At 38.7% G+C, this 13,472-nt stretch carries 11 protein-coding genes; 9 read left to right on the forward strand and 2 right to left on the reverse strand.

Translation table 11 applies throughout. The features are described from left to right. The first annotated feature begins 31 nt into the window (after positions 1-31). The 6 genes from pulA (at position 32) to C1A09_RS13420 (ending at position 8,180) form a co-directional block, all read left to right on the forward strand. On the forward strand, positions 32-2,029 hold the full coding sequence (gene pulA, locus C1A09_RS13395) for a type I pullulanase (RefSeq protein ID WP_101545039.1): 1,998 nt from the start codon (positions 32-34) through the stop codon (positions 2,027-2,029). After that, positions 2,029-3,483 (forward strand): ATP-binding cassette domain-containing protein, encoded by a 1,455-nt coding sequence (locus tag C1A09_RS13400; RefSeq protein ID WP_101545140.1) that lies wholly within the window; start codon positions 2,029-2,031, stop codon positions 3,481-3,483. Before pulA ends, C1A09_RS13400 begins: the two co-directional genes overlap by 1 nt. 78 nt (positions 3,484-3,561) lie before the next feature. Further along, entirely contained in the window at positions 3,562-4,218 is a 657-nt protein-coding gene (gene fsa / locus C1A09_RS13405) for a fructose-6-phosphate aldolase (protein WP_101545041.1), read from the forward strand. A 115-nt stretch (positions 4,219-4,333) separates the two neighbouring features. Further along, on the forward strand, positions 4,334-6,235 hold the full coding sequence (locus tag C1A09_RS13410) for an LTA synthase family protein (RefSeq protein WP_101545043.1): 1,902 nt from the start codon (positions 4,334-4,336) through the stop codon (positions 6,233-6,235). A 43-nt stretch (positions 6,236-6,278) separates the two neighbouring features. Further along, the gene (locus C1A09_RS13415; protein WP_101545046.1) at positions 6,279-6,953 is read left to right on the forward strand and encodes a phosphatase PAP2 family protein; all 675 of its coding nucleotides are present in this window, start codon (positions 6,279-6,281) and stop codon (positions 6,951-6,953) included. Positions 6,954-7,010: 57 nt separating this feature from the next. Further along, the gene (locus tag C1A09_RS13420) at positions 7,011-8,180 is read left to right on the forward strand and encodes a mechanosensitive ion channel family protein (RefSeq protein WP_101545049.1); all 1,170 of its coding nucleotides are present in this window, start codon (positions 7,011-7,013) and stop codon (positions 8,178-8,180) included. Here the strand turns inward: C1A09_RS13420 and C1A09_RS13425 are convergent. Beyond that, the gene (locus C1A09_RS13425; protein ID WP_101545051.1) at positions 8,177-9,181 is read right to left on the reverse strand and encodes an endonuclease/exonuclease/phosphatase family protein; all 1,005 of its coding nucleotides are present in this window, start codon (positions 9,179-9,181) and stop codon (positions 8,177-8,179) included. The genes C1A09_RS13420 and C1A09_RS13425 overlap by 4 nt on opposite strands. Positions 9,182-9,246: 65 nt before the next feature. Continuing rightward, the gene (locus C1A09_RS13430; protein WP_101545142.1) at positions 9,247-10,707 is read right to left on the reverse strand and encodes an aminoacyl-histidine dipeptidase; all 1,461 of its coding nucleotides are present in this window, start codon (positions 10,705-10,707) and stop codon (positions 9,247-9,249) included. Between the two features lie 277 nt (positions 10,708-10,984). On the opposite strand from C1A09_RS13430, the gene C1A09_RS13435 reads away from it, so the two are divergent. The 3 genes from C1A09_RS13435 (at position 10,985) to C1A09_RS13445 (ending at position 13,453) form a co-directional block, all read left to right on the forward strand. Next, positions 10,985-11,218, forward strand: a complete 234-nt coding sequence (locus C1A09_RS13435) for a hypothetical protein (protein ID WP_101545144.1) — start codon at positions 10,985-10,987, stop codon at positions 11,216-11,218. A 30-nt stretch (positions 11,219-11,248) separates the two neighbouring features. Next, on the forward strand, positions 11,249-11,851 hold the full coding sequence (locus tag C1A09_RS13440; protein ID WP_101545053.1) for an OmpH/Skp family outer membrane protein: 603 nt from the start codon (positions 11,249-11,251) through the stop codon (positions 11,849-11,851). A 204-nt stretch (positions 11,852-12,055) separates the two neighbouring features. Next, complete coding sequence (locus C1A09_RS13445) at positions 12,056-13,453, forward strand: polysaccharide lyase 6 family protein (RefSeq protein WP_101545055.1); 1,398 nt, start codon at positions 12,056-12,058, stop codon at positions 13,451-13,453. The last annotated feature ends 19 nt before the right edge of the window (positions 13,454-13,472 follow it).

A 13,472-nucleotide genomic window follows, 5' to 3' on the forward strand; every position in this document is an offset into this window, starting at 1 on the left:
CATTTGTTATCTAGTACTTAAAATAAAAGCCATGAAATTAAATGAACTTGCTATTATCGGAGTAGCCGCGACAACCGTTATTAGTTGTACCCCTACTAAAAATGAATATGCTTCGTACGAACTTTATCCAGTCCGTTCGGGTAGTTTGTCAGAAATGGAATATACGCCTGCCATCACACAATTTACCCTGTGGGCACCTACGGCAGATGAGGTTCGCTTGATGTTGTTTGATGCGGGAGAGGGTGGACATGCGTACGAGACAGTTTCAATGAAAGCTTCGGAGGAAGGTACTTGGAAAACCAGAATAGAGAAAGATTTGAAAGGTAAGTTCTATACTTTTAATGTGAAAATAAAAGATAAATGGTTAGGTGATACTCCTGGTATCAATGCGAAAGCGGTTGGAGTGAATGGTAAACGTGCAGCTATTGTGGATATGAAAGAAACAGATCCTGAAGGTTGGGTTGAAGATAAGCGCCCAGTATTGGTTTCTCCAGCAGATGCTGTGATTTACGAAATGCATCACCGTGATTTCTCTATTGATCCTTCTTCGGGTATCCGGAATAAAGGTAAATTCTTGGCATTGACGGAAATAGGTACAGTGAATGCAGATAAGTTGGCTACGGGAATCGATCATTTGAAACAACTGGGTGTGACGCATGTACATATTCTTCCTTCGTACGATTATGCTTCGGTAGACGAAACAAAGTTGGATGAAAATAAATATAATTGGGGATATGATCCGCAGAACTATAATGTTCCCGATGGATCTTATTCTACTGATCCTTATAAGCCGGAAGTACGTATTCGTGAGTTCAAGCAAATGGTACAAGCCTTGCATAAGGCGGGTATCCGTATCGTACTGGATGTGGTGTATAACCATACTTTCAATACTTTGGAAAGTAATTTTGAACGTACTGTACCTGGCTATTTTTATCGTCATAAACCGGATGGCGGCTTTTCCGATGCTTCGGCTTGCGGTAATGAAACGGCAAGTGAACGCCCCATGATGCGGAAGTATATGATAGAGTCTGTGTTGCATTGGATAAACGAGTATCATATTGATGGTTTCCGTTTCGATCTGATGGGTATTCACGATATCGAAACCATGAATGAAATTCGTAAAGCGGTTTCTGCTATAGATCCAAGTATCATTATCTATGGTGAAGGATGGGCGGCATCAACTCCCCAGCTTCCGGAGGACTCATTGGCAATGAAAGCGAATACTCATAAAATGCCGGGGATTGCGGCATTCTCCGATGAAATGCGGGATGCCTTACGTGGTCCGTTTGATAATGATCATCAGGGAGCTTTCCTTGCTGGATTTCCCGGTGGAGAAGAAAGTATTAAGTTTGGTATCGTGGGGGCGATACAACATCCGCAAGTCAATAATGATTCTGTTAATTATAGTAAAGCGCCTTGGGCGATACAACCTACGCAAATGATCAGCTATGTATCTTGCCACGATGATATGTGCTTGGTAGATAGATTAAAGTCCAGTGTGCCCGGAATAACTCCCGAAGAACTTGTTAAACTGGATAAACTAGCACAGACGGCTGTATTTACTTCGCAAGGTATTCCTTTTATCCAGGCAGGTGAAGAGGTGATGCGCGATAAGAAAGGGGTACACAATAGTTATCAAAGTCCCGATTCTATTAATGCTATCGATTGGAACCGCAAGACTGTAAATGCGGACGTGTTTGCTTATTATAAAGGATTAATTCAAATGCGAAAAAATCATCCTGCTTTTCGTATGGGCGATGCTGATGCGGTACGTAAGTATTTGGAATTTATTCCTGTTGGGGGTAGTAATGTAGTGGCTTACCGTTTGAAAGGACACGCTGGTGGCGATGCTTGGGAAGATATCTATGTTGTATTGAATTCCCGTAAAGAGGTTGCTGAAGTAACCATACCCGAGGGAAAATATACGATAGTATACAGGGATGGATTTATCAGCGAGCAAGGTTTGGGAACAATGTATGGTCCCGTAATTTCAGTTCCGGCGCAATCGGCACTTATCTTTTATAAATGATGCAACAATATACTATACATATAGCGGGGGGCGTAGCACGTAATCCGCTTGTTCGTTTGGCGCAACCTGTCAGTCTTGATTTTCTTGCCGGAGAACATATTGCTATCGTTGGTCCTAACGGATCAGGAAAAAGTTTGCTGGTAGATATGCTTACTGGGAAATATCCCTTGCGGGAAGGTGAATTGGCATATGATTTTTCTCCTTCTACTACAAAGACGGTATACGATAATATTAAATATATCGCTTTCCGCGATACATACGGTTCGGTAGATGCCAACTATTACTATCAGCAGCGTTGGAATACCCATGATCAGGAAGATATGCCCGAAGTGCGCGATTTGCTGGGAGAAGTAAAGAATGATGTTTTGACACAACAGCTTTTTGAACTTTTCCGCATTGAACCGATGCTCGATAAGAAAATAATTCTTCTTAGTAGCGGTGAGTTGCGTAAGTTCCAGTTAGCAAAGACTTTGCTTACTGCTCCCCGTATTCTTATCATGGACAATCCGTTTATCGGACTGGATGCTTCCACGCGCGAACTTCTTTTTAATTTATTGAATGGACTTGCACACATGGATTCTTTACAGATTATCCTTATACTTTCCATGATGGATGACATACCTTCTTTTATAACTCATGTTGTACCGGTGGATAATATGATAGTAGGGGAAAAAATGGAACGTGAGATGTATATGCAGGCATTTCATATGCAGGATTTTGTTGCGCCTATGGAAAATCTGCAACAACGTATTCTTGATTTGCCATACGGAAATACTAGTTATACTTCGGAAGAGGTGATAAAATTAAATAAGGTGAGTATCCGCTATGACGATCGTACCATATTGAAAGAATTGGATTGGACGATACTACGTGGAGAAAAGTGGGCATTGAGTGGTGAGAACGGTGCGGGTAAGTCGACTTTATTGAGTTTGGTGTGTGCTGATAATCCGCAGTCATATGCTTGTGATATCAGCCTGTTCGGAAGGAAACGCGGGACAGGTGAAAGTATCTGGGAAATTAAGAAGCACATCGGATACGTCAGTCCTGAAATGCATCGTGCTTATTTGAAAAATCTCCCTGCTATTGAAATTGTGGCTTCCGGTTTGCATGACAGTATCGGCTTGTACAAGCGTCCTCGTGAAGAACAAATGGCTGTGTGTGAGTGGTGGATGGATATATTTGGTATCTCTGCTTTGAGAGATAAGCCTTTTCTGCAGCTGTCCAGTGGAGAACAACGTTTAGCATTGTTGGCACGTGCTTTTGTCAAAGACCCGGAATTGTTAATTTTGGACGAACCTCTTCACGGACTGGACACTTACAATCGCCGTCGGGTAAAAAAGATCATTGAAGCTTTTTGTTACCGTCGGGATAAAACGATGATTATGGTAACCCACTATGAAAATGAATTGCCCGGTACAATAACTAATCATTTGTACTTAAAACGTAATCAATAAATTTATTTGCTTGATAAAGAATAAACAATGATGTAAATCGTTATATTTGTACATTAACTATTTTAAATCATTTATATCATGAAATTCTTTATTGACACAGCTAATCTGGAACAGATTCGAGAAGCCTATGATTTGGGCGTTCTTGATGGCGTTACTACCAATCCTTCACTCATGGCAAAAGAGGGGATCAGAGGAGTAGAGAACCAATGTAAACATTACGTGGATATCTGTAACATTGTAAAGGGTGATGTGAGTGCCGAAGTTATTGCTACCGATTATAAAGGCATGATTAAGGAGGGCGAAGAACTTGCGGCGCTTAATCAGCATATCGTAGTAAAAGTGCCTTGCATTGCTGATGGTATCAAAGCTATTAAATATTTCTCGGGGAAAGGTATACGTACGAATTGTACATTGGTTTTCTCTGTTGGGCAGGCATTGCTGGCTGCCAAAGCCGGGGCTACTTACGTGTCTCCGTTTGTTGGTCGTCTTGATGATATTTGTGAAGATGGTATTGCTTTAGTGGGTAAGATTGTGGAGATGTATCGTTATTATGATTATTCTACTCAAGTACTCGCTGCTTCCATCCGTCATACGGCACACATCATCCAGTGTATAGAAGCGGGAGCCGACGTGGCAACTTGTCCGCTTTCGGCTATCAAGGGATTATTGAACCATCCATTGACAGATGCTGGCTTAAAGAAATTTTTGGAAGATTACAATCGTGTAAACGGATAACTTCTGAAAAAGCCTATAAGCCTATCCTTCACTGTAATTCTTGACTATTATTGGCGAATAATAGAATAAAATATTTATTTTTGCAAAATATAATAGTTTCAAAAATAAAGCATTGATGAAAGAAAGGCTTATAGGATTCTTCAAGACATATTTATTGTTTGTCTGTATTTTTATATTGCAGAAACCGGTTTTCATGTTCTTCTATCACTCACTCTACGGAGATATTTCGTGGACGGATTGGTTTAAAGTGATGTGGCATGGATTACCATTGGATTTATCCCTTGCCGGTTATCTGACAGCTATTCCAGGTTTGCTTTTCATAGTCTCTGTATGGACTTTGTCTGATGTTCTCCGTCGTATATGGAGCGTCTATTTTCTTGTTATCTCAATTCTGATTTCTCTTATATTTACGGTAGATTTACTGCTTTATGAGTATTGGGGATTCCGTTTGGATGCTACTCCTTTATTTTATTTCTTTTCATCTCCCAAGGATGCGGTGGCAAGTGTTAATGCCTGGATAGTGCTGGGGGGAATTATGGCAATGGTTGTGTATGCAGGTGTATTATATGCTATTCTTTATGGCCTGTTGTTGCAAAAACGTTATTTCTATCGGATGAAGTTGCCTTATCGTCGTTTGAGAATATCGGGTGTTTTATTACTTCTGACAGGATTGTTATTTATTCCTATCCGTGGAGGATTTACGGTATCTACTATGAATGTAGGTAAAGTTTATTTTACTACAGACCAACGCCTGAATCATGCTGCCATTAATCCGGCTTTTAGTCTCATGGAATCACTTTCCAAACAAAAAGATTTTGGTAAACAATATCGCTTTATGAGTGCCGGAGAGGCTAACAATATATTTGTGAAAATGCTTGATCCGGCTGTATTGGGAAGGGATACGATAGCGGTTGGTACTTTGCAACAGTCTGCCGATTCTTTGTGTTCACTGTTTACGGAAAGTCGTCCTAATGTGATTTTTGTAATCATGGAAAGTTTTTCTTCCAAGCTGATGAAGACTTTAGGTGGCGAAAGTAATGTTGCAGTCCATCTGGATAGTTTGGCACAAGAAGGAGTACTTTTTACTAATTTCTATGCCAACAGCTTCCGTACAGACCGGGGATTGGTTGCTATATTGAGTGGCTATCCGGCACAGCCTACTACCAGTATCATGAAGTATCCTCGTAAAACGCAGTCCATTCCTGCAATAGCTGGTAGTTTGAAAGAAGCAGGGTATAGTGCGAAATACTATTATGGTGGTGATGCTGATTTTACGAATATGCGTTCTTATCTGATGTCTTCTGGTTTTGATGAGATTGTGTCCGATCAGGATTTCCCCATGTCGGAACGTTTGAGTAAATGGGGGGCGCACGATCATCTTGTGTTCCGTCGTTTATTGGATGATTTGAGAGCTGAGGCGGCAGAGGGTAAATCGGTAGGGAATAATACACCTTGGTTTCGGGTATTGCAGACTTCAAGTAGTCATGAACCATTTGAGGTGCCTTATCAGCGTCTGGAGAATAATCGTTTGAATGCGTTTGCTTATACGGATAGTTGTATTGGCGATTTTGTGAAGCAATTCCATGAATTACCGCAGTGGAAAAATACTGTTATTCTTTTTGTTCCCGATCATTTGGGAGCTTATCCTGAGTACATCAGTAATCTTGAAATAGATCGTTATCAAATCCCGTTATTGTTGGTTGGTGGTGTCATACGTGAGCCCAGACGCATCGATGTCTATGGTTCGCAACATGATATTGCTGCTACTTTATTGGCACAGCTCTCATTGCCTCATGATGAATTTATTTTCAGCAAAGATATGCTTAATCCGGCATCTCCTCATTTTGCATTCTTTACCGTTCCCGATGCTTTTGGTGTGGTAACGTCAGATAATCAGTTGATATTTAATAATGAATCCAATTCTGTTGTAGTAGATGAAGGAATTGAGAGAAGCAAGAATTTGAAGTTGGGACAGGCATATTTGCAAAAGTTGTATGATGATATTGCTAAAAGATGATTGGAAAGTGATAAAGGTAATAAGGAGTTAAAGTGATAGAGGAATGATATTAATTGATGTTTTGTCAAGATTGGTGGAAATAGACACTGACCTGTTACTTGCAGTTAATGGATGGCGAGCTGAGTGGGCCGACTATTTTATGTTTGTTTTTAGTGGAAAATGGATTTGGGTACCGATGTATGTATCTATATTCTATGTTATTGTGCGTAATTTTAATTGGCAGATGGCGTTGTGGTGTGTCATTGCGGTAGCTTTAACCATTATTTTTGCCGATCAGGTATGTGCTACGGTTATTCGCCCTTTAGTATGTCGTCTTCGCCCCACTAATCCGGAAAATCCTCTTTCAGAATTAGTACAGATTGTAAATGATTATCGGGGAGGGCGTTATGGTTTTCCTTCTTGTCATGCAGCTAATACTTTTGGTCTTGCTTTCTTTATTTTCTATCTTTTCCGTAACCGTGCACTTAACTGGTTTATCATGTTATGGGCTATAGTGACTTGTTATTCGCGTTCTTATTTGGGGGTACATTATCCCGGTGATTTATTGGTAGGTGCTATTGTAGGTTTTATAGGAGCTACTCTTTGTTACCGGCTTTTTTGTCTGTTATGCAAATATAAACATCAGAAAGACTATAACTGTCTTTATGTTCCCACCATAGTAGGTGGAACGACAATTATGGGGATATTGATCTATGCATTGGTGCGGACAATTTTATAAGCAGTAAACATCTTTCTCCTTCGTTTGTTATACACCTTGACGATAAAGCGGAAATGTATGATGAATTTAGGAGAATGGATGAATGAAATCCTGATTGGCTGGGGAATCGGTCCGAAGTTTGCTGATCGTTTTGATGAAACGATTATTGCGTTGCTGATGATAGCTCTATCAGTAGGTTTAGATTATTTATGCCAGGCAATATTTGTAGGTGGTATGAAACACTACACTAAACGTTCACCCCATAAGTGGAATACGCTACTGATGAAACGAAAGGTGATACATCATTTGATACATATTTTACCTGGAATATTGGTTTATTATTTATTACCTTTAGCCTTTGTACGAGGTAAAGGAATGTTGGATTTTTCTCAGAAAGTATGTGTGGTGTACATTATTACAGCTATACTTCTTACAATCAATGGAATGCTATTGGTGATGCTTGATGTATATAACTCGAGAGATACACCGAAAAATCGTCCCGTGAAGGGATTTGTACAGGTACTTCAGGTGCTATTGTTCTTTATAGGTAGTATTGTTATTGTTGCTGTGTTGATGAATAAATCACCAATGACGTTATTTGCTGGATTGGGAGCTTCGGCAGCAGTATTGATGTTAGTTTTCAAGGATAGTATTTTGGGTTTTGTAGCTGGTGTACAACTTTCAGCTAATGATATGGTTCGTATTGGTGACTGGATAGCCTTACCTAATAATGTGGCCAATGGTATTGTAACGGAAATAACTTTGAATACGGTGAAAATTCAAAATTGGGATAAAACTATTTCTACCGTACCGCCTTATTCTTTGGTAAATAATTCTTTTCAGAACTGGAGAGGGATGCAGGAAAGCGGTGGACGTCGCGTAAAAAAGAATATTTATCTGGATATGACTACTTTGAAATTTTGTACGCCTGAAATGCTGGATAATATTCGTAAGGAAATTCCATTGATGGCGGATTACCAGCCGATAGAAGGAGAAATTCCTACTAATTCACAGCTATATCGTATCTATATTGAACGTTATCTGTGTAGCCTTCCGGTAGTAAATCAGAATATGGATTTAATTCTCAGTCAACTTGAACCTACTACTTACGGAGTCCCTATCCAGGTTTATTTCTTTTTGCGTAATAAAGTTTGGAAAGATTATGAACGTATTCAATCCGATATATTCGATCATCTGTTGGTGATGGTACAAAGGTTTGATTTGAAACTATATCAGTACTCTGATTAGTAAATCAGCCTAAAATCGGCATAGACGGGTAGATGGTCACTATATCCGTCTTGATACTTCATTCCGTAATAGGTGCGAAAAGGTTGCTTGTCTCCGAATTTTTTATCTTCAGTCAGAAGAAAAGGACAGTTGAAAACATCTGCTTGCGTTTCATCTGTGTAGAAAGAAGAAGAAAGACATAACAAGTTTCCCGAAACAATGATATGATCTAATAGCCCCCATTCTCCCTGATATTTATAGCTGCCGAAATGTTTTAATATGTTCGTTTTTCGTACCAGTAGATGGTAGAGATATCGTTTATTAAGGAATTCATTCGGATGTGAAGGAGGTATTGTAGCCTTTAATATTTCTTTAACCGATTTGTTATGAGGATAATCATTGAAATCTCCCATAATTAATATTTGAGGTTGAAATCGTATTTGCATGAGGCTATCTACTGTGTTTTTCAGTTTTTGAGCAGCCTGCAAACGATAAGGCTCGGATTCTTTGATGCCTCCGGATCTAGACGGAAAATGAGCAACAAATATATCTAAGGTGTCTTGATTCAGTAATAATCCGCTGACGTGAAGGATGTCTCGTGTAGGGCGACTGCTTTTATCGGGCTTTGGAATAGAAAGGCATTGATAGGAAAGTAGTTTAAACAATCCTCGTTGATAGAGTAATGCTACATCAATACCCCGTTCATCAAGTGATTGTGTCATTACGTAACGATAATCTGCTTCTCGGAGAGCAGAGTAGCGGGTAAGGTCACGCAATACACTGTCATTTTCTACTTCGCAGAGAGCGACGAGAGCCGGTGGTGTCCAACCTCCGACGGCAATAATTACGCGGGCAATGTTATCCAGCTTTTTCTTGTATTTAGGATAATTCCAATGTCTTGTGGCATTGGGTAGGAATTCATAATCATTTTTCAGTGTATCATGGCGGCAATCAAACAAGTTTTCTACATTATAGCTCATGGCACGAAAAATAATAGTATCTTTTTTCTCTTGCCCGTACATTTGAAAGTACGGGCAGAGGAAAAAGAACAGTAAAAAAAGGTAGGGGTATTTTAGCACTTTTCCATTTATTTTTTAACAGGAATGTTCTTTAGAATATCCAACAAATGTTTCCAGAACTTGTCTACAGTAGGAATAAGCATACGTTCGTCAGGTGAATGTACGCCTTGCAGAGTAGGACCGAAGGAAATCATGTCTAATGTAGGATATTTATCCAGGAATAAGCCGCATTCCAATCCTGCATGGATAGCTTTTACTTTTGCATCTATACCAAACAGACGTTTATAAGATGCCGTAGCAATTTCTAGAATTTCAGAATGGGGGTTGGGTTTCCATCCGGGATATCCATCCCCGAATGATACTTGCGCATTGCCCATTTCGAATACAGTACGTACCATGTTAGCGATATCTTGTTTAGAAGATTCGATAGAACTTCGTTGACTGGTTTCGATACGGATGATGTTACCCGGTTTCATCTTGACAGATGCCAGATTAGTGGATGTTTCTACCAGGCCCGGGATATCTTGACTCATGGCATATACACCATGAGGTGATGCATAGATACTTTGCAATAAGCATTGGGTAGTATCTTTGTCAATAGCTTTGGGACGGGGAGTTTCCGATTCCAATATAAATTGTAAATCTGGTTCTACTACAGCATATTCTGCTTCAATTTCAGAAGCTAAAATATTTAGATCTGTACGTATAGAATGCTTGTCAGCTTCGGGAATAGCAATTATAGCATGGGCTTCACGAGCGAGAGCATTGCGGAGGTTACCGCCGTCAATTTCGCAAAGATACATATCATATTTTTTAAAAGTCTGACTGAGGAAACGGTTTAATAGTTTATTAGCGTTACCACGTCCTAGGTGAATATCCCCACCGGAATGTCCACCCTTCAAACCTTTGACTTGTACTTTGCAGAAGAAGTAGCCGGCAGGTACATCTACCTCTTTATATGAAAATTCTGCAACAGAGTCGATACCGCCTGCACAACCAATGAAAAGTTCTCCTTCATCTTCTGAGTCGAGGTTAAGTAGAATGTCACCATTCATAAAACCTTCCTTCAAAGCAAAGGCACCGGTAAGTCCGGTTTCCTCATCAACGGTAAACAGACATTCGATAGGACCATGTTTTATACTGTTGTCAGCAAGGATCGCTAACTCGGTGGCGACACCGATACCATTATCGGCACCTAATGTCGTTCCTTTAGCCTTCAACCATTCACCGTCAATTTCCGTTTCTATAGGGTCAGTAAGGAAATCATGTTCCACATCATTATTTTTTTCACATACCATATCGATATGCGACTGAAGTACGACGGTTTTCCGATTTTCCATACCTGGAGTAGCAGGTTTTTTTATTAATACATTTCCGGTTTCATCGACTTTTGTTTCCAACTTATGTTGTTCTCCGAATGCTTTTAGATAAGCAATAATCTTCTCTTCCTTCTTGGAAGGGCGTGGTACTTGGCAAATTTCCTCAAAATAGTGGAATACACCTGCCGGTTTTAAATCTTTTTTTTCCATATTTTTCTTTTTCATTGAAATATAATTCTTCCTGTTATCTCTTTTATATTGTACTTGAACTGTATTTATTTCGTCTCTATAGAATAAAACTATCTACAGATTGGTTGCAGAATAGGTCTTATTTAACTCTTTATTGCTAAATACGGTTAAAAAGTTGGTTCTTTTATTTCCCTTTCTTTTTTTTTAGAGTAAAAAAGAAGGCTTAGTCCAACCAAAGCCCTATATTTGCACCCACAAAACCAAAGCTTTTTGTTTTTGTGTAACAAAATTAATGAAAATGCTCGATACAGTATTGATAACTTTGTTAATAGTTGCTATTTGTGTTGTTTTACTGGGAGTAAAAGTTTTTTTCGTGAAAGACGGTAAATTCCCTAACGGTCATGTTAGTGGTAATAAAGCAATGCGAGATAGAGGAATCGGGTGTGTGCAGTCGCAAGATCGAGAAGCGCAGAAAAAGTCACGTTTTTCTATTGACGAACTGGAAAAAGCCTTAAACGATAGTATGAACTAAATAAACTAAAAACTATATTTACAAATTATTATGAAGAGATTAAACTACCTCGTAAACGGTTTGGCAGCTCTTGCACTAATCGTTTTATTTTCTCAATGTGCCGGAAAAGCAGATAATCAGACAACAAATACTGCTGCACAAGCTGCTGACTTATCCGGAATGAAAATCGCTTATGTAGAAATAGATACGCTTCTGGCAAAATATAACTATTGTGTCGACTTAAACGAGGCTATGGTAAAGAAAAGTGAAAATGTTCGTTTGACTTTGAACCAGAAAGCAACAGAGTTGGATAAACAGAAACGTGAATTTCAGACTAAGTATCAAAATAATGCATATCTTACTCCGGAAAGAGCTCAACAGGAATATAATCGTATCGCCAAGTTGGAGCAAGATCTCCAGAATTTGAGTAACAAGTTGCAGTCTGAATTAATGAGTGAAAATGAAAAGAACAGCTTGCAGTTGCGTGATTCTATTAATGCTTTCTTAAAACAATATAATAAAACAAAAGGTTACAGTATGATTATCAGTAATACCGGTTTTGATAATTTGTTGTATGCTGACAGCATTTATAATATTACTCAAGAAATTCTCGAAGGGTTGAATGCACGATATTCTTCTCCTGCTAAGAAATAAAATATAACTTCTTTTTCTACGATATACTCCTTGATGGGCCTAATGCTTGTCAGGGAGTTTTTTTATACTCTTACTTTATAAAAACGTTTCATTCTTTTGTACTTTCTTCTCAAAGAACTATTCGGAAGTGAACATCTATTTTTATTTGATTTTTAATCTCCTATATTTGCTCTATGAATTTTCAAACTCTAAATCAAGAAAAACATGACAAGAAAACTATGTACTTTTTTATTTTTATTTGTTTTACAGATCTCTTTTGCTAAAGAGTATACATTCTTACCCGGAGATATTCCTGTAATGAAGCAGCTGATGGGTAGTGGAAAATTACAACCCGGTGATGTGGTTGTTTTGCAGGATGGAACCTATACGGATTTGGAAGAAATAGATTTTACAGGAAAAGGAACCTTTGATAAACCTATCGTATGGAAAGCGCAAAACCCGGGTAAAGCAATCATTTCAGGTAAATTGAATTTGAAGATTTATGGAGAATACCTACAATTAGAAGGTTTGTTCTTTTATCAGGCATGGGCGTTAGGACATGATATGATTAATTTTCAAAAGGAGAAAGGTATTTATGCTAACTATTGTCGAATGACTCATTGTGTGATTGATGATTGCAATGATCCTCAAAAAAAAGCAAAATCAGAGAAGGAAGGTGAATACTGGGTCGGTTTAAGAGGAACGAATAATCGTATAGACCATTGTTACTTTGCCAATAAAAAAATAGGAGGATTGGTACTTCAAGTTTGGTTGGATACGGACAATCATCTGAATAACCATGTGATAGATCATAATTTTTTTGGAGAACGTAAGCCCTATGGAGCCAATGGTGCGGAAATTATTCGCATTGGACATTCTTGGTCATCTCAGTTAGAGTCACGTACCATTGTAGAAGATAATGTTTTTTTCAGATGCAGTGGAGAGAATGAAATTATTTCAGTGAAATCTTGCCATAATGTGTTACGGAGAAATCTTTTTTATGAGTCACAGGGAGGTTTGGTTTGCCGTCATGGACATTATAATGTAATCGAGTCGAATACTTTTATCGGTCATAATTTACGTGGAACAGCTGGTATTCGCATTATTAACCAAGGACATACGGTTTACGATAATTATATAAAAGATGTATCTGCTTTCGGTTTACTTGTACGCGTAGGGGTTTATGAACGGCCTACACCAGAGACTGATGTGAAGAAAGAGCCGTTGACATCTTATCATCGGGTAGAGAATGTGGATATAGCTTACAACACTTTTCTGAATTGTTCATTAGAACTAGGCTCAGGACGGGGAGATAAACTACCGAGAAATGTTCGTTTTGCGAATAACGTATATTCCGGAGAGGTGCCACAGTTGAAAATAATCAATGCAGATGAATTGTTACCGGGATTTTTGTTTATAGATAACCTTTGGGCGTTTGCAAATAAAAGTACATTAGATGCAGTACCTTACGAACGTATACGTACAGGGTTTAAAATGATTGATAAACCTGTTGATGCAGATATGATTGAGAAAAAAAGAGTAGATACTTGTATTTTTGCTGCTGGTCCTTATTGGTATCAACCGTCAAAGGAGTTTATAAACTATATAGATTTACATCGTTGAATAGATAACAAACACAATC

Origin of the sequence: Bacteroides cutis, from assembly GCF_900241005.1 — a bacterium.
In the GTDB taxonomy this organism is placed as follows: Bacteria; Bacteroidota; Bacteroidia; order Bacteroidales; family Bacteroidaceae; genus Bacteroides; species Bacteroides cutis.